The 21,104-nt window shown below is 56.6% G+C and carries 13 protein-coding genes; 10 read left to right on the forward strand and 3 right to left on the reverse strand.

The genetic code is table 11. The features are described 5' to 3' along the window. Nucleotides 1-43 precede the first annotated feature (43 nt). The 4 genes from ACHZCX_RS06335 (at nucleotide 44) to ACHZCX_RS06350 (ending at nucleotide 6,324) form a co-directional block, all read left to right on the forward strand. Entirely contained in the window at nucleotides 44-1,975 is a 1,932-nt protein-coding gene (locus ACHZCX_RS06335; RefSeq protein WP_319586396.1) for a response regulator, read from the forward strand. Between the two features lie 150 nt (nucleotides 1,976-2,125). Beyond that, nucleotides 2,126-3,490, forward strand: a complete 1,365-nt coding sequence (locus ACHZCX_RS06340) for a TolC family outer membrane protein (RefSeq protein WP_319586397.1) — start codon at nucleotides 2,126-2,128, stop codon at nucleotides 3,488-3,490. Nucleotides 3,491-3,658: 168 nt separating this feature from the next. Continuing rightward, entirely contained in the window at nucleotides 3,659-4,357 is a 699-nt protein-coding gene (locus ACHZCX_RS06345; RefSeq protein WP_319586398.1) for a transglutaminase-like cysteine peptidase, read from the forward strand. Next, entirely contained in the window at nucleotides 4,354-6,324 is a 1,971-nt protein-coding gene (locus ACHZCX_RS06350; RefSeq protein ID WP_319586399.1) for an EAL domain-containing protein, read from the forward strand. The genes ACHZCX_RS06345 and ACHZCX_RS06350 overlap by 4 nt, the downstream gene beginning before the upstream one ends. Before the next feature lie 5 nt (nucleotides 6,325-6,329). Here the strand turns inward: ACHZCX_RS06350 and ACHZCX_RS06355 are convergent, their stop codons facing one another. Further along, nucleotides 6,330-6,662: a hypothetical protein gene (locus tag ACHZCX_RS06355; protein WP_319586400.1), complete on the reverse strand. Its 333-nt coding sequence runs from the start codon at nucleotides 6,660-6,662 to the stop codon at nucleotides 6,330-6,332. 101 nt (nucleotides 6,663-6,763) lie between these two features. On the opposite strand from ACHZCX_RS06355, the gene ACHZCX_RS06360 reads away from it, so the two are divergent. The 3 genes from ACHZCX_RS06360 to ACHZCX_RS06370 are packed head-to-tail and all read left to right on the forward strand — an operon-like array spanning nucleotide 6,764 to nucleotide 10,964. Further along, nucleotides 6,764-8,935 (forward strand): type I secretion system permease/ATPase, encoded by a 2,172-nt coding sequence (locus tag ACHZCX_RS06360; protein ID WP_319586401.1) that lies wholly within the window; start codon nucleotides 6,764-6,766, stop codon nucleotides 8,933-8,935. A 12-nt stretch (nucleotides 8,936-8,947) separates the two neighbouring features. Continuing rightward, the gene (locus ACHZCX_RS06365) at nucleotides 8,948-10,321 is read left to right on the forward strand and encodes an HlyD family type I secretion periplasmic adaptor subunit (RefSeq protein ID WP_319586402.1); all 1,374 of its coding nucleotides are present in this window, start codon (nucleotides 8,948-8,950) and stop codon (nucleotides 10,319-10,321) included. Between the two features lies 1 nt (nucleotide 10,322). Further along, nucleotides 10,323-10,964 (forward strand): response regulator transcription factor, encoded by a 642-nt coding sequence (locus tag ACHZCX_RS06370; RefSeq protein WP_319586403.1) that lies wholly within the window; start codon nucleotides 10,323-10,325, stop codon nucleotides 10,962-10,964. Nucleotides 10,965-11,095: 131 nt separating this feature from the next. Here ACHZCX_RS06370 and ACHZCX_RS06375 read toward each other — a convergent pair whose 3' ends face one another. Next, nucleotides 11,096-15,577: an Ig-like domain-containing protein gene (locus ACHZCX_RS06375; RefSeq protein WP_319586404.1), complete on the reverse strand. Its 4,482-nt coding sequence runs from the start codon at nucleotides 15,575-15,577 to the stop codon at nucleotides 11,096-11,098. Between the two features lie 376 nt (nucleotides 15,578-15,953). Here ACHZCX_RS06375 and sppA point away from each other — a divergent pair, with 376 nt between their 5' ends. Then, on the forward strand, nucleotides 15,954-17,819 hold the full coding sequence (gene sppA / locus ACHZCX_RS06380) for a signal peptide peptidase SppA (RefSeq protein WP_319586405.1): 1,866 nt from the start codon (nucleotides 15,954-15,956) through the stop codon (nucleotides 17,817-17,819). Between the two features lie 11 nt (nucleotides 17,820-17,830). On the opposite strand, the gene ACHZCX_RS06385 is transcribed toward sppA, so the two are convergent. Further along, the gene (locus ACHZCX_RS06385) at nucleotides 17,831-19,003 is read right to left on the reverse strand and encodes an RtcB family protein (protein WP_319586406.1); all 1,173 of its coding nucleotides are present in this window, start codon (nucleotides 19,001-19,003) and stop codon (nucleotides 17,831-17,833) included. Between the two features lie 138 nt (nucleotides 19,004-19,141). On the opposite strand from ACHZCX_RS06385, the gene ACHZCX_RS06390 reads away from it, so the two are divergent. Both ACHZCX_RS06390 and ACHZCX_RS06395 read left to right on the forward strand, forming a co-directional pair. Beyond that, nucleotides 19,142-20,110: a hypothetical protein gene (locus ACHZCX_RS06390; RefSeq protein ID WP_319586407.1), complete on the forward strand. Its 969-nt coding sequence runs from the start codon at nucleotides 19,142-19,144 to the stop codon at nucleotides 20,108-20,110. A 67-nt stretch (nucleotides 20,111-20,177) separates the two neighbouring features. Beyond that, complete coding sequence (locus ACHZCX_RS06395) at nucleotides 20,178-21,101, forward strand: universal stress protein (RefSeq protein ID WP_319586408.1); 924 nt, start codon at nucleotides 20,178-20,180, stop codon at nucleotides 21,099-21,101. Nucleotides 21,102-21,104 lie beyond the last annotated feature (3 nt).

Genomic DNA, 21,104 nt, shown 5'->3' on the forward strand with positions numbered 1-21,104 from the left:
TCTCAATAAATCTCAATTTAAACAAGAGGTTTACCCTGCCCCCATGCCTCGGTTACACACTGTTCTCGTCATTGATGATGAAGTGCACCTTTGTAACAGTCTTGCAATCTTACTCAAGGCGGATGGGTACCAAGTCGACACCGCCAATTCAGGGGCACAGGCGTTTTGTCTGCTCCAACAGCATGCCTATTCCGTGGCGCTGGTGGACATGGACCTACCCGACATAAGCGGCAACCACATTGCCGCCCGCATCCGGGACGAACACCCCGGCACCGCCATCGTTATCCTGACCGGCAACGCCACCATCGACAGCGCCGTGGAATCTCTTCGCCAGGGGGTCTACGATTACCTTCGCAAGCCCTGCCCCCCGGATCGACTGCTCCGAACCATCGCCAGAAGCATTCAGCACAAACAGCTCAAGCAGGATTTATACAACAGCGAAAAGCGCTTTCGCCAACTTTCCCAGGCAACCTGGGAGGGCATCATCATCTACGACCGGGGCGAGTTGCTGCAGACCAACAATCAGCTCTGCAGGATGTTTGGCTACGAGGAAAGCGAATTACTGGGCAAACAGATATTTGATGTTCTATTGGATCGCAGCACCATTCAGGCCATGAACATGCCGGCCGACGCTGACTCGGTAGGTCCGTTTGAAGCCCGGGGCATCAAAAAGGACGGCAACTCTTTCCCTGTTGAATTCAGGGTCAAGCATATCGATTTTCAAGGGCGGCAAGTGCAGGTGGCTGCCATCCGCGATGTCACGGACAGTGAAATCGCCCTGCAGCAAAAAATGACCCTGATGGAAAAACTGGCCGATGCCAAACGCATGGAATCCCTTGGCCTGATGGCCAGTTCCGTGGCCCATGACCTCAACAACATCATGGCCGGAATCATCACCTACCCGGAGCTGCTGCTCATGGATCTGGGAGCTGATTTCAAATACCGGGAAGAGCTGATGATGATCCGCGAGGCCGGCAAACGGGCAGCGGCCGTGGTCAACGATCTGCTGACCGTGGCCCGCGGCGCAACGTGCAAGAAAGAAGTCCATAATGTGAATGGTATCATCACCGATTACTTTAACTCGGTTGAATTTAAGGAACTCTACCAGCGATTTCCGGCCGTGCAGATCACTCCCTACCTGGAAGGCAAGCTGCACAACATCAACTGCTCGGCCATGCATCTGTGCAAATCGATCATGAATCTGGCAAACAATGCCGCCGAGGCCATTCAGGGCAAAGGCCAGGTCACCCTGACCACCAAAAACATTACCTTGACAACCCCTCATCAGGGTTACGAAACCATCGAACCAGGCGAATATGTGCTTATTTCGGTGCAAGATGACGGCCCCGGCATTTCGGCCCAGGACCTCCCGCAGATTTTTAGCCCGTTTTACAGCAAAAAGGTGATGGGACGTAGCGGGACCGGCCTCGGCCTTGCCGTGGTCTGGAATACGGTGCACGACCACGCCGGCTTTGTTGATGTCACCAGCGACAACAATGGTTCCCTGTTCTCGCTCTATTTCCCAGTGGATAAGTTCGGCGTCTCCAAACCGGTGCAGCAATTGCCGGTCATCAGTCAATACCAGGGCAACGGCGAAAAAATCCTGGTGGTTGACGATCAGAAAAGCCAACGCGAAATTGCCAGCCGTCTGCTCAGCCGGCTCGGTTACCACCCACTGACCGCCCAATCGGGTGAAGAGGCGGTCGAATACCTCAAAAAAGCAACGGTGGATCTGGTCATCCTGGATATGATGATGGATCCGGGCATTAACGGCTGTGAAACATACGAGCGCATCCTCCAGCAGGCTCCGGGTCAAAAGGCCATCATCACCACCGGATATTCCAATGCCGAGGATATAAATCGAGCCATGCATCTCGGCATCAGCCAGTTTGTCAAAAAACCCTATTCCCTGCATGAACTCGCCCAAGCCCTTAAACTGGAAATCAACCCCCACCACTCTCCCGCCCAATCATGAACAGGTAACAACTCGCCGCCAAAGGGAAAAATACTCCTTTACTCAAAAGTTACTACCCCATCAGCAAAAGTTTCGGTATATAGAAACCCGCACTTGCCTGTTCCTATCCTGTTACGTCCTGTTCCATTCATCAGCTTGAGAGAGGTTTTCATGGTTTTGAAAAGATTTTGTGCAATTCTCACCCTGGCCCTGGCGGGGGGCGTTGTCGCCGGCACGGTTTCACACGCCGAAACCCTGCAGCAGGCTGTTAAAACAATGATTGAGACCAATCCCGACGTCCGTTCCGTGGCGCATAACCGACTAGCGCGAGACGAGGAGGTCCGGCAGGCAAAAGCAAACTACTTCCCCACCCTTGATGTTGAAGCCGGCACGGGTAAGGATTATGTTGATAAACCTTTCGACGATGACCTTAACCCACAACAGGCTCGGATTGGATTGCGGCAAAATCTTTTTGCCGGCCTCTCCACCATGAACGAGGTCGACCGACAGAAAGCACGAGTGCAATCGGAAGCCTTTGTCGTCCGCAGCACGGCTGACAACACTGCCCTGAAAGTCGTTAATGTCTACCTAGAAGTTCTGAAAAACGAGGCTATTGTCACTCTCGCAAAGGAAAACCTGACACTGCACCAGCGCATCGCCGACCAGATCAAGCTCCGGAGCGAATCGGGCGTTGACCGGCTTGCCGACATGGACCAGATCCAGAGCCGCCTGAACCTGGCGCAGTCCAATCTTGTCGTCGCTGAACAAAACCTCTTCGACGCGCAAACCAATTACAATGCGGTGGTTGGCAATCCCCCGCTGCAGCTCAACCGCCCCGAGAGCCCTGTGGGTATGATTCCCGCCACCCTTGAGGATGCCGAGCAGATCGCCCTTGCCGGTCATCCCCAGCTCAAATCAGCCAGTGCCGACCTTGAAGCCCGCCGCAAGCAGGATGAAGTAGCGAAAAGCCCGTTCATGCCGATTATCGACCTTGAGGCGGACAAAATTTGGGAGGAAGAAACCAGCTTCAGTTCCTATTATGACGGTGAGGAACGGGAGGACCTGAGAGTTTTTCTCCGGTTTCGCTACAACCTGTTCAATGGTTGGCGTGACGAGGCGAGAAAAAGCGAAACCGTCCACCTGATCAACGAAGCGCAGGAAATTAAAAATCACACCCACCGCCAGGTGGTTGAATCCATCCGCCTCTCCTGGCAAGCGCACGAAGCCGCGAAAAAGAAAACCAACTATCTTAATCAGCGATTGCAATTTGCCGCCAAGACGGCGAGCGCCTATACTAAACAATGGAACATCGGTCAACGATCCCTGCTTGACGTTCTTGATGCCGAAGCCGAGCGCATTGATTCTGCCCGCCAGTTGGTCACCGCCGAGTACGAAGGCCTGTACTCGCAATACAGGATTCTCAACGGAACCGGGAAATTGGTTCCCTCTCTTAATCTCCTCTGGCCCACGGAAGGATCGGTTGACAATGACAACAATGCCGTGACCTCAACGGCTCAACCCACCAAAAAATCCTGATATCATTCACACAACCGCTCCAATCCTCACGCTGTCCAACAACCCGTCCATGCACTCACGTCATGGACGGGTTACTTCTCTCCCCTTTGTCCCAACGGTGCTTCCCCCGCCAAACGGATTGCTCGTTCTCCTGTTTCCAGGCACCGTTTTTTCTTCACTGGTCTCCCCATGCCCATCGGCGGACTCTCTTCTTCCCTGATCCAAGGAACGGCCCGATGGCTGCTCCTGATCCTGCTGGTTGCAACCGCCGCCCCTGTTGGTACCGAGGAATCATTTGTCATCAACGAACGCACTCTTCGCCTCATGGAAAAACGGTACGGTACAGGGGCACGTACCCGCCTGCTCGGTTGGCAGAACTTGATCCAAACCACCGGGGGAGACGATCGGGCCCAACTTGAGCGGGTCAACCGTTTTTTTAACGCCATGGCCTTCGTCGATGATGACATTCATTGGAAGAAGGCTGATTATTGGGCGACGCCCATTGAATTTCTTGCCAGTGAAGGCGGCGATTGCGAGGATTTTGCCATCGCCAAATATTTCACCTTAATCAAGCTCGGGATCGCGGAGGACCGCCTGACCCTGACCTATGTCAAGGCAGTGCGACTCAACAAGGCCCACATGGTCCTCACCTACTACCCTTCGCCCGGAGCGGAACCGCTTGTTCTTGATAACCTGATCGAAACCATCCAGCCTTCCTCACAGCGAACCGATCTGCTGCCGGTATACAGCCTGAACGGCTCCGGGCTCTGGCTGGCGAAACAGCGCGGCAAAGGCAAGATGATTGGCGACAGCGATAGACTCAAGCGATGGCGTGAGCTACTCGACAGAATGACCAACGAAATGGAACAGGAAGAGGAGGCACCATGACCCTATATCGACAGCTACTGCTCTTCACCCTTATCACCTTGATCTGCCTCTGCACCGGATTGTGGATAGGGGAGCAGAAACGCACCCGCGATTTTCTCGTCGACCAGTTGGAGTCGCATGCCCAGGATACGGCCACCTCGCTGGGACTCTCCCTCAGCACTCTGGCCAAGGGCACGGATGTTCCAGCCATGGAAGCTATGATCAATGCCCTTTTCGACCGAGGCTATTACCGGATCATTGAGTTACGGGGGGTCAAAGGAGAGGTGTTAGTCGATCGCAAGGCTGATATAACCGTTGAGGGTGTACCTGCCTGGTTTATCCGTTTGACACCGCTGACCGCGCCCCGGGCCAATGCCCTGATCATGCACGGCTGGCAGCAGGCCGGTTCGGTCACCGTGGAATGCCATCCCGGCTATGCGTACCGGATGATGTGGAAATCGGCCCTGGCTGCGACCCTATGGTTCGCCGCAGCGGCCGCTGCCGTGGCCCTGATGGGAGGCCTCGGCCTGCGGCGCCTGCTGCGACCCTTGTCCGAGGTTGAGGAGCAGGCCACAGCCCTCTGCGACCGTCGTTTCCACATTCAGGAACGACTGCCCCGCACCAGGGAGCTCCGGCGCGTGGTCACCGCCATGAACAGGATGACCGAACGAATCCGGGAGATGTTTCAAGAACAGGCGGCCATCGCCGACAACCTCAGACAACGCGCCTATCAGGATCCATTGACTGCCCTGGGCAACCGGCGTTTTCTTGAAGCACAGATCAAGGCAAAACTCGAAGGCAAGGAGACGGTCGCTCAAGGCGTCTTCCTCCTTTTTCAAATCCGAGACCTCCAGTCATTCAACCAGGAACATGGCTATGAGGCCGGCGACCAGCTGATCGGGGACACAGCAACATGCATCCGGCAGGCCTGTGCAGAGCTGCCCGAGACCATCCTCGGCAGATTGGGCGGCGGCGATTTTGCCTTACTTCTCCCCAACACGGACGTATCCACAGCCAGCCGGATTGCCGGCACCATTGTAGAAGATCTGTCCCGGCAAACGGAAGGGCAAACGGCACTGCCGTTGGGAGTCCTCGCCTGCGGCGGCGTGGCGTATGCAAGGGGGGCTAGCTTCAGCGAACTGATCACCAAGGCCGACACCGCCCTCAACACTGCCCGATACCACCACGACAACAAAGCAGTCATTGCCTCTCCCGCCAAGGATCAGGGGGCGATCTCAGCCGGAAAGACGGAGTGGAAACCGTTACTGGAGGATGTCCTCGCCAAGCGCGCCATCGCTCTCTATTCCCAGCCAACGGTCGGCCGTGGCGACCGGCGGCGAATAGTGCATCACGAGATTCTCACCCGGGTGATCGACGACAGCGGCAACCACCTCTCCGCAGGCATGTTCATCCCCATGGCCGAACAGCTCGGCCTGATGCCCGCCCTCGACCGGATCATCCTGGAACGAATTTTCGAACTGCCGCCGGATCTGCTTGAACCGCAACGGGTAGCGATCAACCTCTCGCCACTCTCGCTGACCGACGGCGAATTCGTCGCCTGGCTCCGCCGCCAGCTGAGAAAAAGCGCCGATGCCGGCCTGTCGCTGAACTTCGAGTTTCCCGAGTTCCGCGCCATCCGTCATCTGCATCTGATAAAAACTTTTTCCGAGGAGATTAAAACCATGGGCCACGCCCTCGGCATCGATCATTTCGGCCAGGGACTCATCCACTTCGGCTATCTCAAATCGCTTCTTCCCGATTACGTCAAGATCGACCGGGCAATCACCAACGAATTGCATAACGAGCACAGCGACAGCCACTTCTTTGTCAGTGCGCTGTGCAACGTAGCGCACAGTCTCGATATCAGAGTCATTGTCGAAGGGATCGAAACCGAGGAGCAGTGGCGCACTGTTTCGGGAACGCACGTCGATGCCGTGCAGGGATTTTTTGTACAGCGTCCGGAGCCTTTGGAGCATCGCCGGGCGTGAGGTGGTTAGAGGATGTCGTCGACCATCAGATGATCGTTGCCTATTTTGGCGCGAAGCCGTTTTCGGTTTTGAATCTTTGCCTGCGCCTCCGGCGGTAATTCGGTGAACAAGATGACTTTCTTAGAGATCAGAAGATCGATCAGATCCTCCAGCACCCTGACCATCGAGGCATCCGAGTGCATCAGCAATTGCCCCAGGAGCTCAATCTCGCCGCTGGATTGGAGAAAGGCCAGGACCTCCTCATCAAGCAGGGAAACGGGTTCCCGCCCCGGCTCCTGCTCACCCCCGCTGCGGATGGCGACAATGCCGCCCTTTGTGTCCCGTTCGACATACAACATAGATTGCTCCTGCTGAATACCTTGATACGATTGATCCCCTTGTGATACAGTCAACATACCACATGCGTTGATCGCTCCACAACCGCCCTTTGCAGACAAACATGATTGAAACGGATATACCGCATAAAACCGAGGATTGGCGCCGGACCCTCGACCCCGAGACCGTCGATGACCCCCTAACCGATTGCCTGATGCAGCTCGGCAAACTGTATAACTTGCCGGTTTCCCGAACCGGGCTCCGTGCCGGCCTGCCGCTGGTGGACAACCGTCTCACGGTCGAGCTATTTTCCCGCGCCGCCGATAGGGCTGGGCTGGTTTCGCGACTGTTGAAACGGCCCCTGGAAAAGATGTCCGGCTTGGAGCTGCCGGCCGTCCTCTTGCTCAAGGAAGGACAGGCCTGCCTGCTGGCAACCATCGATCATGGCAGACAACGGGCCACCGTCCTGCTCCCTGAAACCGGCCTCGGAGAAACGGAACTCGACCTGGCCGCGATTGAGCAGCGCTATAGCGGTTTTGCCCTCTTTGTCCGGCCAAAATTCCGCAAGGATCGGCAGCTGGAGCAGCATCTCAAGCCCGATAAAAAAAGTTGGTTCTGGGGTACCCTCTTCTCTTCCTGGCGGATCTACCGGGATGTGTTGCTGGCTTCTCTGCTCATCAATATCTTTGGCCTGACCAGTCCGTTCTTCACCATGAACGTCTATGACCGGGTCATCCCCAATCTGGCCTTTGAGACCCTGTGGGTGCTCGGCATCGGCATCGGGGTGGTATACCTCTTCAACCTGGCACTCAAGGGCCTGCGTGGCCATTTTGTCGATGAAGCCGGCAAAAAGGCCAACCTGCGGATCTCAGCGGCTCTGCTGGAAAAAGTCCTTGGGCTGCGGCTCGAGGTTCGGCCGAAATCCGTGGGCGCCTTTTCTAAAAAATTACAGCAGTTTGAATCCATTCGCGATTTCATCACCTCGTTTTCGATCACCGCCCTCATCGACCTGCCCTTCATGTTCCTGGGCCTGGCAGCCATCTGGTATCTCGGCGGTGCAATCGTCTTCGTCCACCTCAGTGCCGTTGTGCTGATGGCCCTTTTCGCCTTTGGTGTTCAGGCTCCGCTCAAGCATGCGGTGGGGCAATCTTTTGAGGCCTCGGCACAGAAAAATTCCATTCTGGTGGAAGGGCTCTCCGGCATCGAAACCATCAAGATGTTGGGTGCGGAAAGCCAGATTCAGCGTGCCTGGGAGGAAGCGGTCAGCTATATCGCCACCTGGAGCAGCCGCTCCCGCCTTTTTTCCTCCTCGGTCAGCCATTTTACCGATTTCATCATGAACCTGACCACAGTGGCGACAATCATTGCCGGGGTCTACCGAATTGCCGCCGGCGAACTGACCCAAGGCGGGATCATTGCCCTGCTCATCCTCTCCCGTCAGGCCATTGCCCCCATGTCTCAGGTGGTGAATCTTGCCACCCGTTACCATCAGGCCAAGGCAGCCCTGAAGGAACTCAACGCCATCATGGAACTGCCGGTGGAACGGCCGCCGGACAGGAATTTTCTGCTCCGGGGCGAATGCCGGGGCAAAATCGCCTTTGAACAGGTCGATTTCCAGTATCCCGAGCAGAGCGGCTTGGCCCTGAAAAATATATCCCTGTCTATCGAACCCGGCGAGAGAGTGGCAATCATCGGTCCCATCGGCTCAGGAAAAACGACCTTGGGTAAGCTGCTGCTTGGCCTGTACGAACCAACGGCCGGCATGGTCACTCTGGACGACACCGATATCCGGCAGATCGACCCGGCCGAACTGCGCCACTTCATTGGTTATGTTCCCCAAGACGTCACCCTCTTTCGCGGCTCCATCCGGGACAACATCATCCTCGGCTCGCCAGAGGTTGAAGACACGCTCATTCTCAGGGCTGCGGAACTCTCCGGGGTCAGTGAATTTGTCGGCAAACACGCCAAGGGATTCGACATGGAGATTGGCGAGCAGGGCCGAGGCCTTTCGGGCGGCCAGCGGCAAAGTGTTGCCATTGCCAGAGCCCTGCTACACGACCCGCCGATCCTGGTTTTCGACGAGCCGACCAGTTCCATGGATAATCGCACCGAGACCCGGCTCAAGAACAATCTGACTCAACTGCTCCCGGGCAAGACCCTGATTCTGATCACCCATCGCGGATCAATGCTCGACCTGGTCGACCGGATCATTCTTATCGACAATGCCATGGTGGTGGCCGACGGGCCGCGCGATCAGGTTATGACCGCCATGAAAAGCGGACAGATTCACTTTTAGGCGCAAATGATCATGGCAGAACAACAACCGGAAAAAAAAGAACGCACTCCATCGGCTGGGCTTTTCCGCCGCCTGCCGACCCCTGACTTGGATCTCGCCACCGACATCCGTACGACCCTCCTTGTGCAAAATCCCCGCGGTGGCCGGTTGATTATTTGGCTCACAGGACTGTTCTTTCTGTTCTTTATTGCCTGGGCGGCGCTTTCCAAAATCGATGAGGTCACCCGTGGCGACGGCAAGGTCATCCCGTCCCAGCAGATCCAGGTGGTGCAAAACCTGGAGGGCGGCATCCTCTCTAAAATGCTGGTTCATGTCGGTGAAATTGTAGAAAAAGATCAGTTGCTGCTCGAAATCGACAAAACCAGATTTTCGGCGCCCTACCAGGAAAGCCGGGTCGGTTTCCTGGCGCTCAAGGCGCAGATTGCCCGCCTGGAGGCCGAGACCCACGACACCCCCTTTACCGTTCCCGGGGAAGTCGTCACTGAAAAGCCCGAACTGGGCTCCCGTGAACAAAAACTCTACGGTTCCAGGAAAGAACAACTGGCCGCGAAACTGCAGATGCTCCAGGAGCAGCTTAACCAGCGTAAGCAGGAGCTGGCTGAACTGCGTTCTCGGCAGGAAGAGTTGACGCGCACATCCGGCTTGCTGCAAAGAGAACTATCGATGACCAAACCGCTGGTTGCACAGGGTGCTGTCTCTGAGGTCGAAGTCTTGCGGCTTCAGCGCCAATCGAGTGAAATGAGCGGTAATATTGACGCAACCAGGATCGCGATTCCCAAGATTGAGTCGAAAATTGCGGAAGCCAAAAAAGCTATAGAAGGAGAGCAACTTACCTTTCGCAACACCGCGCGGGGCGAGTTGATCGAGGCTTACGCCAAGCTCGAAAGCATCAACGCCAATTCCTCAGCCCTGATGGATCGTTTGCAGCGCACTGCTGTCCGCTCGCCGGTGCGCGGAACCATCAACCAAATCAAGGTGAATACGGTCGGTGGCACCATTCAGCCCGGCATGGACCTTATTGAGATCGTTCCCCTCGAGGATTCCCTGCTAGTCGAGGCGCGGATCAAACCTGCCGACATTGCCTTTCTCCACCCCAACCAGCAGGCCGTGGTCAAATTCACCGCCTATGACTACACCATTTATGGTGGGCTGGAGGCCAATCTTGAGCACATCAGTGCCGATTCCATCACCGACAAGGAGGGCAACGATTTTTACCTGGTTCGCCTGAGGACAAAACAGAATTACTTGGGAAGTAAGGAAAAACCGTTGCCGATCATCCCCGGCATGGTGGTTTCAGTGGATATCCTCACCGGCAAGAAAACCATCCTTTCCTACCTGCTCAAGCCCGTCCTGCGTGCCCAATCCACAGCGCTGCGGGAGCGATGATATGAATCTGATTCTGTGCTGCGGCAACACCGGCCTGCGGGAACGCTGGTTTTCGGCCCTGCATTCTATGTATTCCACGTACCAAGCCACCACCCTGCAGGATCTGAGCATCCTGGTGCGGCAAAAACTCTCTTTTGATCTCCTTTTTGTCCACCGGGCACTAGTCGATCCAGAGATTGTCGCCTATATCCGGAAGCGGCAGCCCGCCTGTAAACTCTTCATCTTGTCCGACCGGCCGGATGATTCGGAAGGACTCACTTTTATCCGTTTGGGGGTAATCGGTTACGCCAACAGCTACATCAGCCCGGAGCGGCTGCAAGAGGCGGCCCGGGTCGTGGCAGCGGACTCGGTCTGGATCAACCAGCAACTGATGCAGCGTTTGATCACCGAGTTGGGATCACCTCACCCGGTTGCCGCATCGCCGGAACCACCGCGACCAGCCCACCTCCACCAACTCTCCGACCGGGAATACCAGATTGCCGCCCTGGTTGCCGAAGGACTGTCGAATTTAGAAATCGCAGAAAGACTCGACATTACCGAGCGAACGGTCAAGGCGCATCTCAGTGCTATTTATGCCAAAACCACGGCAAAAAGCCGATTGGCCCTGGCACTCTTGATGCGCCCTTTAGGGGCTGATGGGTAAAGGACAGAGGCAGCGGGAGTCCCAAGCCCCCAGGAGTAAAGAAACCGGAACCAGGCCAACGAACAAAAAAAACGCAACGGGCATCAACTGATGCCCGTTGCGTTTTTATGTTGCACGCTTGGGGATGCAGACTACTTGGTATGGTCGATGTCCACCTGACCCAGCAGCGAGTTGAGTGGATCACTGGGGTCGAGCGAACTGAAATCGACGTTGTCAAAGGTGACATTGCCGATGGCGGTAGTGTGGCTGGCGTCGTCATAGATGACCAATTGCGCGTTGTCGCCGCCATCATCGATAACCCCAAGCCGGGAGTGATCATCTACGGGGCTATCAATCACATTGCTGATATCCACAGTATCACCCGGATTGTAATCCGTAATAGTATCGTGGCCTTCACCAACCTTGAAGGTATCAGCGCCACTGCCACCAGTTAAGGTATCATTACCACTGCCACCTATTAAGGTGTCATCCCCGCCTCCACCGGCAAGGGTGTCGTTCCCGGCAGCACCATCCAAAATGTTATTGCTACTATTGCCAGTCAGCGTGTCATCATGTGCACTTCCAGTGATGTTTTCAACATTCGTCACTGTATCCCCTTGAGCATCCCCACCGCTGACCGTTGCTGGATTGGTGTCATGAAGCGTCACCGCAACACCTGCGCTTGAACCTGTATAGGATACAGTATCATTACCGGCTCCTCCGTCAATAGTATCTGCACCGGCACCGCCAATGAGGACGTCATCACCGCCACCACCATGCAAGCTATCGTTACCGCCACCGCCAATCAAGGTTTCTTCACCGGCACCACCGGCTAGGATATTAGCGCTGTCAGTGCCAATAATGAAAGTGTTGGTGTCTGTTAAACCGCCACTCGCACTGTCTTCAACGGTGACAATCACTGACACGTCAGGGTGCGTGCTAATGTTGCCGGGAACCGTCATTTCCAGTCCATCAATCGTCACTGCATGGGTCACTGGATCAATGGTAACGGAGTAGCTGCCATCGCTCATCAAAGGCAGAACCCAGGTGCCATCCGAGTTTTCCGTTCCCCTGGACAAACTGGCGCCATCTGGGATTGACAGACCAATACTGACAACCGATTCTGAAAAGTCAATGTCCGTAGGCGCCACAGTCAGATCAATCGGATAGACTGTACCGGTAACAAAACTGATATCGTGAATCAGATAGTCGTTATCCCCTCCATTGGTTGGTGCTGTAAATTCAATCTTACTAATCAGCGTGCCGGCGCTTCCACGCAGCGTTATCGGATCATCAACTCTATCGGTTATGCCGCGCACGATTGCACCACCGATCTGTTGGCCATTGGCATCGTAGAGCTTGTATTCCGCCAGTTCATTGCTTGCCAACCAGGCAAAACGAAGGGTCGCTTCAGAGACCGGCGTATCAAAAACGACGGTGATTTTCTCTGACAATCCCCTTGACTGACCAAGTTCCATAGCATCACCGGATGCATTCCCCGCAACTCCGAAACCTGTGGGAGTTCCTTCTGATCTAACGGCGATGCTGCCAACGTTACCGTTGAGATCGTATGCCTTCACGGTAAAGCCTAGGCCGGGGCTTGTGACATTGCTGTTGTTGATGGTGGTGTACACCATATTCGGCATGCCCAGAACCGGTGGTGGGACATCAGGCACATCCACAACCGGGGCAAAACCGATCGTCACAGTCGCCTCGTTGCTCGACAGCGTACCGTCGCTCACCGTGTACGTGAAGGTGGTGTCACCACTGAAGTCACGATCCGGAACAAACTGCAAATGGCCAGCAGTAATATCCGCCACCAAAACTTCTCGACCGGCAGCTACGTCCACTCCATTGAGCTGTAGCTTAGCGTGGGCTCCAACATCGGTGATAGTAATGCTCGTAAACGATGAGGAGTCTGCGTCATGGTCGTTCTCTGTTCCGGTTCCATCAGTATCGAACAGGTCGGCTACCGTTATCGTCCGGGCAACGTCTTCCGTCCCGGTTAGATAGTCATTCACCGCAACCGGTGCGTCGTTCACCGGATCAACCGTGATCACCTGGTTCGCCGTCGCCGTGCCGCCCTGCCCGTCGCTGATAGCATACGGGAAGCTCACCTCTCCGTTGAAGTTGGCATCAGGACTGAACGTGATCACACCCGTCTCGCTGACATTCACCGTGCCGCCAGTCACCAGGATCGTCTGCGCCGCCCCAGGGGTCAGCGTCGTGCCGTTGATGCTGGTCACCGTCAGCGGGTCGCCGTCAACATCGCTGTCGCCGGTCAACGGATTGAGGATGATCGCCGTACCGTCTTCAGACATCGTGTACGGGTCATTCACCGCAACCGGTGCGTCGTTCACCGGATCAACCGTGATCACCTGGTTCGCCGTCGCCGTGCCGCCCTGCCCGTCGCTGATAGCATACGGGAAGCTCACCTCTCCGTTGAAGTTGGCATCAGGACTGAACGTGATCACACCCGTCTCGCTGACATTCACCGTGCCGCCAGTCACCAGGATCGTCTGCGCCGTCCCAGGGGTCAACGGCGTGCCGTTGATGCTGGTCACCGTCAGCGGGTCGCCGTCAACATCGCTGTCGCCGGTCAACGGATTGAGGATGATCGCCGTACCGTCTTCAGACATCGTGTACGGGTCATTCACCGCAACCGGTGCGTCGTTCGTGCCGGTGATCGTGATCGTCAAGGTCGTCGTGGCGGGGTCACCGTCGGCGTCCTGCAGCGTATAGCTGAAGGTCTCCGTCAGCTTCTCGCCCGCTCCCAAACCCTGGACTGCGGGGATGGCGTTATCAAGGGCATAGCTGTAGGTGCCGCTGCCGGTGTCGGTGAAGGTCCCGTAGGCGGCGGCCGTGCTTGCCCAACTGACAAAACTCGTCGGCGTGTCCGCCCCGGGTTGGCCATTGGCATGCAGGTCGTTCTCCAAGACATTGCCCGTGATCGGCGAGGCGGTGTCTTCGGCGATGCTGTTGGTATCGTCAACTGCCTGCGGAACATCGTCGACCACCCGGATAAAGATATCCTGGTTCAAGGTGTCGCCGTCACTATCTGTTACCGTTGCCGTCACTACAATTCTTAATTCGTCGTCCGTGGCTGAGCCATCAGGTCCGTGAGTGAGCGCTTTCAGTTGGGTAAAAGTGTAGGTGCCGTTATTGTTCGCCACCAGCCGCCAAGCATCATCAGCTCCGGTCAGCGTCTGCGTCACCGGATTCCAATTGGCACCATCGGCTCGCAGTTCCAGGTTTCCCGCTCCATCAGCACCATAATTAACCCTCAGCGTTCCAGTTACAGACCCTAAAGCAGTTCCTGCTTTCTCATCATAAACAGCCCGGTTGGTACTGACAGTAATTCCTGGATTGTCATCGTTCACCCTGATCGTAATGTCACGGCTGACGCTGTCGCCATCGCTGTCCGTCACCGTTGCCGTTACCACGACAGCTATAGCATCGTCCGTGGCGGATCCATCAGGTCCATGCGCCAGCGCTGCATTCTGCGTGAAGGTATAGGTACCGCCATCGTTCACCACCAGCGTCCAGGCGTCATCGGCTCCGGTCAGTGTTCGCGCCAACGAATCCCAGATGGCCCCATCAGCGCTCAACGCCAGCCCCCCTGCCCCGTCAGCACCGTAATCAAAGCTCAGCGTTCCGGTCACGACCCCTAAAGCCGTACCAGCATTCGCATCGGCTACAGACAGGTTGGTGCTCACCGTAAGGGATGGACTATCATCGCTTACGGTGATCGTGAGATCACGACTGATGTTGTCGCCATCGCTGTCCGTCACCGTTGCAGTTACCACTATATCCAAAGCATCGTCCGTGGCTGAACCATCAGGTCCGTGCATCAGCGCTGCATTCTGCGTGAAGGTATAGGTGCCGCCATCGTTCACCACCAGCGTCCAGGCGTTGCCAGCCCCGGTCAGCGTCCGCGTCGCCGGATCCCAGATGGCCCCGTCAGCGCTCATCGCCAGACTCCCTGCACCGTCTGCGCCGTAACCAAAGTTCAAGGTACCGGTGACGCTATCCAGTCCGTCCGCCTCGGTCACCGATTGGTTTCCAATGGCAAGACTCGGGCTGTCATCAGCGGTCACCGTGGCTGTAGCAGTGGATATAGCCACGGGCTCCTCATCAGGGAGAGCACCGGGAGGGGGATCAAGAAAAGTCAGGCCGATGCCCGAGGTTTCCGCGCCGGAGTCGGGGGTAACCTCCATCTGATCGGCGGTAAAAATGACGACCTGCCGACCTCCCCCCTTGGCCGCTGTTCCGGCAACGCCGGCGTCTGCCGCGGGTGGAGGCAAGTCCACGGTCGGATCAAAATTTCCATCCTGCTGAAGCGCGGTTTGGATATCTTGAACCTGGGCAATTGAATCGCCAACCTCTCCGGGTGCTGCATGAGCATAGACGTCCTCGTCAACCGCAACATCGGACATCCGACCCAGCACAAGCTGGGCGGGATTGTTGGCAAAGGCTATGGAGACGCTGCCATCCGGGCCGGTGACGATCCGTTCGTGGGCATAAATCACACTATTAGGGGTCAGTATCCGTTCGAAACCTCCAGCGGAAACAGCCTTAACCGTGCCATAAACAATGACCGCCTTGCCTACAGGCTGCATATTTCCAGTCGCCATGTGTCAATCCTCCCCTTATGGGTGAAAAATTATCTGTTTTGGTACGCTACGCTTTTGGCAAGAATCCGTCCATTGTACTTTGGTACTAGAGCTGTCTTTTCATCGGCCTCGCGTCGCCATTCATCCGGCTCTTCCTTTACCAGGAAACCCTTTTTCACTTTCTTGCCGGGCGACAAACTGCATATTCCTGTTGCTGGAAAAGAATGGTATGATGACACGCTATTGCATGGAGAGTGCTCAACAGGCCAGATTCGCGTTCCCGGCATGGAATACGCCGAGACCGGCCAGAAGCTCTCTTTCCCGAGGAGAACAAACGCCCTACGCCCTGAATTCCCTCTTTCCCCTCATCTTGTTCCGCCATGAAGGAGCCGCCTCAATGAAACGTTTTTTCTACATTCTCACCCGCCCCTTCGTCTGGCTGTGGAAGTTCCTCAGCTCCGGCTTGACGGTGTTGTCCAATCTCGTTTTTCTCAGTTTTGTCCTGATCGGCCTGTCTGTGGCGCTGTACACGCCCAAGGTTCACGTACCGCTGCAAAGCGCTCTCGTCCTGGCCCCTGAGGGCGACATCGTCGAGGAGCGATCGCCCATGGACCCGATGACCAGGGTGTTGAGCCGGGTTTCCGGGGCGCCTCTCCATGAAGAAACCTTTCTCCAGGACATCATTGATGCGGTCTCGACCGCCACCGATGACCGGCGGATCAAGCTGCTGGTTATCAACACCAACCGCATGGGCGATGCCAGCCTCGACCAGATCCGGACCATCGGCGCGGCCATCGACATCTTCAAGCAGACCGGTAAGAAAGTCATTGCAGTGGGCGACAACTTTAATCAGGCGCAGTATTACCTGGCCTCCTGGGCGGACAAAATCTACCTTCACCCCATGGGAGCGGTCAACATTCGCGGTTTTTCGGTTTTCCGGCTCTACTTACGGGAGATGCTTGACAAACTGGCCGTCAATTTCCATGTCTTTCGCGTAGGGACCTTCAAGTCGGCAGTGGAGCCTTTTCTTCGCAACAATATGTCGCCCGAGGACAAGGAGGCCAACAGCCTGTGGCTCGGTAACCTCTGGACCGCCTACTGTGCCGATATCGCCAAGCACCGCAAACTCGAGCCGGCTATTCTTACCGACAACATCAACCAGCTGGTCGCCCAACTGGCTTCGGTGGGCGGCGACCGCAGCCAACTCGCCTTGACCACTGGCCTGGTCGATGGTTTGAAAACCCATCAGGAGATGGAAGAGCTCATCAAGGAGCAGGTCGGCCTCTCAAAGGACAAAAAAAGTTACAACCACATCGGATTCAACGACTATCTCGAAACAGTCTCTCCTTCCTATGCGGACATTCCAAACAAGAATAACTTGATCGGCATCATCACCGCCTCCGGTACCATCATGCCCGGCGACAATGCTGTCGGCCAGATTGGTGCCGACGACCTGATCAAGCGCATCCGCAAGGCAAGGCAAGATGTGCGGGTCAAGGCCATTGTCCTGCGCATCAGCACCGGCGGCGGTAGCGCCTTTGCCTCTGAACTGATTCGCGAGGAACTGGTCGCGGCCAAAAAAGATGGGAAAATAGTGGTGGTTTCCATGGGCGCCATGGCGGCCTCGGGGGGGTACTGGCTGGCGGCTGACGCCGATGCTATCGTGGCTTCGCCGACCACCCTCACCGGTTCGATTGGTATTTTCGGGGCCATCCCCACGGTGGAAAAGACCCTGGCCCATCTCGGCATCCACGGCGACGGCGTCGGCACCACCGACATCGCCCATTTCGGCAACCTGACCACCGCCATGAGCGACAAGGAGAGAGCCGCTTTACAAATGGATGTCGAGCAGGGCTACCGCCGATTCATCGACATCGTAGCCAAGGGCCGGAAGATGAGCGCGGCGCAGGTGGAAAAAATCGCTGAAGGCCGGGTCTGGGATGGCGAAACCGCCCTCAAGCTGGGCCTGGTCGATAAGCTCGGCAATCTGCAAGAGGCCATTGCTGAAGCGGCCAAACGAGCACAGGTTCCCGAGGAGAACGGATTTTTTATTGAACTGACTCCCGACAACTTTCTGGAACGTTTTAAACGGGCGGAACAACCGGTCGAGGCCATGGCGGCCCGACTGCTCCATTCCCCCCTGGTGCCGGCCCCGTTGCGGCGACCGGCGGCAGAACAATTGGACTTTTTGCTGCACAGCAGCGACCCCAGGGGTCTCTATAGCCACTGCCTGCTCCCGCTCTCAACCCTCTCCTTCCAATAGACGTTGGATCGTTACCCCTTGAGCACCGCCAGCGGCTGCAATGCGACCACGACCTCGATCAGGTCGCGTTGGTTGGCGATGACCTCGCCGATGTCCTTGTAGGCACCCGGTGCCTCCTCGAGATCGCTGCGGTGGCGGAGGGAGTGGAGGACGTGTTGGGTGTCGAGCTTGTCGATTTCCTCGCGCAGGTTGAGCACCCGTTGCGCCTGCTTTCGACCGAGAAGCCGCCCGGCGCCGTGCGAGCAGGACATGAACGACTGCGGATTGCCCAGCCCCCGGACAATAAAACTGCGGCTGCCCTGGCACCCCGGAATAATGCCGTGCTCGCCAAGGAAGGCACGGGTGGCACCCTTGCGGTGCACCCAGACCTCCTTGAAAAAATGAGTTTCTCGGGCGGCATAGTTGTGAGCCACATCCAGGGGCTCGTCAAATTGATCGCAACCGGTCACCTCAACAACGATCTCTTGGAGCGCGGTCATCATCTCGCCCCGGTTGGCGCGGGCAAAAGCGACGCAGTAGTCCATCTCCCGGAGATAACGCTGTCCCTCGGCTGAGTCGAGCGGCAAAACGGCCAGTTGCCACTCCTTGGGAACCGCCTCCTTGCCCCTTTTCTTGGACAGCTGCTCTGCCAGTTTGTTGTAATGACCGGCCACCTTGAAGCCAAGGTTCCGACTGCCGGAGTGGACCATCAACCAGATCCGGTTGTCGCTGCCCCGTTGGATCTCGATGAAATGGTTTCCGCCCCCAAGGGTACAGATCTGGTGACGAGCACTTTCGAATTCCTCCGCCACCACCGGCAGATCGCGTTCCCTCTCGCCGGGATCGGGCAGAGCCTGTGCCGGCTGGGGCTTGCCGTGGTGTTTGAACCCCGTTGGAATAGCAGCGCGAAGCCCGGTGAGGATTTTTTTCAGCAGCGGAGTTTCCATCTCGGCAAGGCCGGTACGGACCGCCCGCATGCCGCAGCCAATGTCGACCCCGACCGCGTTGGGGATGACAACCCCGGTGGTTGCCAAGACGCCGCCGATCGGCATGCCATAGCCGACATGGGCATCGGCCATCAGGGCTATGTGGTGAAAGGCGCACGGCAGGTTGGCCAGGTTTCGTGCCTGTCCCAGGGTTTCCTCATCCAGCTCGTCGAGCCAGAGCAGGAGGGGAATTTTCTCAGTGGTAATGACCCGTTTCACAGTGTCCTCTTGCTCTCTGCTCCATCTGGTATATAGTTCCGCCTCAAGAAACTGTTATCCACGCGGCCGCACCCGCTTGCCGACTGTCGCACGGATATCTCCCAAAACGACTAAAAAAAATCGCCTTACGTTGCCCCCATGATTACCCAGGAAACCCTGACCCATCTCTGGCTCCACCTTGGCTGGCCGCTGCTGCGCCTGCTCATCTATCTCGCCATTGGCTTACTGGCGGCCCTGTTTATTGAGTCGCTTAACTGGACCAGAAAACTGGCAGTCGTCGCCCGCCCGTTGACCAAGCTCGGCCATCTCTCGCCGTTGACCGGCGCATCCTTCTCGGTGTGTTTCTTCTCTGGGATGGCCGCCAACACCATGCTGGCCGAGGGGTATAATAACCAGCAGTTAAGCCGCAAGGAGTTGATCCTGGCCAACCTCTTCAACAGCCTACCGAGCAATTTCCTTCACCTGCCGACAACGTTTTTCATTGCCGTTCCCATTATCAAGGGCGCGGCCTTCATTTACATCGGCTTGACCGTGAGTGCTGCGGTCCTGCGAACCTTGTTTATTGCCTTGCTGGGACGAGTGCTGCTGCCCGTCGACAACAGCGAGAGCGTGCAGACTGAGCTGCCGCCGGCCCCGGCCAACCCCTTTCGCTCGGCCCTGCGCAATAGTCTCAAACGGTTCAAACGCCGCATCCGCAAGATCGTCAGTTATACCGTCCCCATCTATATCCTGTTTTACGCGCTCACCGAGGCTGGATTCTTTACAGCCGCCGAACGTTTCATGGGGCAGCATCTCTCCTGGCTGTCCTGGCTTTCCCCCCAGGCTCTGTCTATCCTCACCTTTCAGATGGCCGCCGAATTCACTGCCGGTCTGGCCGCCGCCGGTGCGCTTCTGGCCAACGGTTCGATGCGCATGGAGGAAATCGTGCTGGTGTTGTTGATCGGCAACATCCTCTCCTCGCCTATCCGAGCCATCCGCCATCAATATCCTTACTATGCCGGCATCTTCAAACCGGTATTGGCAGCAGAACTGATCTTTTTCAGCCAGAGTTTCAGGGCCTTAAGCATAGCCCTGGTTGCCATTCTGTATTATTTTCTCGCCATGTAATGCTCGATTACCAATCCCACCATGGGCAAATCCTCAGAAACGTGCATGGAACGCCAAGGAGAAAGAGATGGAAAAAACCATTCTGGTGGCTGTCGACGGTTCGGTCTACAGTAGCAACAGCCTTGATTATCTGGCAAAATTCTTCGGACCGGATCGCAGCCTTGCCATCCACCTGCTGAGCGTGGTTTCAAGTGGAGGGGGTGGCAAGGACTGGATGTTTGATGTCGATCCGCATCGCAGCCAATCACCCGAATCGGAAAAACGGGCGCACTCAGCCCGCAAGCAGCTCAAGGATGCCGAGGAGAGGCTGGTCCGCAACGGGTTTGCCAGGGAACGGATCGAATCCCGGGTAAAATTTGCCTCCGGAATCAGCGCAGCCATCCGTGAGGAGGCCGAGCGCGGTAATTACGACAGTGTCCTCATCGGCCGCCGTGGGTTGGGAGCCATGGGCAGCATGTTTTTCGGCAGCACCTCGGGCGAGTTGATTGAAAAATGCCACAAGGTGCCGCTCTGGATCATTGACGGTAATGTCAACGCTTCCCGCTTCCTGCTTGCCGTCCAAAGCCACCCATCCTCGCTGATGGCGGCGGACCACCTTGCCTTCATGCTCAAGGACCATCCGGGAGCGGAGATCTACCTCTATCACTCCAATGCGGTTTTCGGCAGCCAGCAACCGGCCAAGGCGGAAGATTTTCATGGCCAATGGGGTCAATCATGGTGCGATCAATACCTTGATCTGGAGAATTTTCTCTTTTACGCCCACGCCCAATTGTTGGCCGACAGTGGTATCCCCCGACACCGCATCACCCAGTTGCCCGCCCAGATGCACATCGACGTGGGCACCGATTTACTGCGGCAGGCAAAACAGCACCACTGCGGCACCATCGTCATCGGCCGCCGGCGGCGGGATCTCGCCAAAGGTCAGCTCAAGGGCGTCTCCGACAAGACCCTCAATCAGGCCCAAAATATCGCAGTCTGGCTGGCCGGATGAACG

It is taken from the genome of uncultured Desulfobulbus sp., assembly GCF_963662935.2.
Taxonomy (GTDB): Bacteria; Desulfobacterota; Desulfobulbia; order Desulfobulbales; family Desulfobulbaceae; genus Desulfobulbus.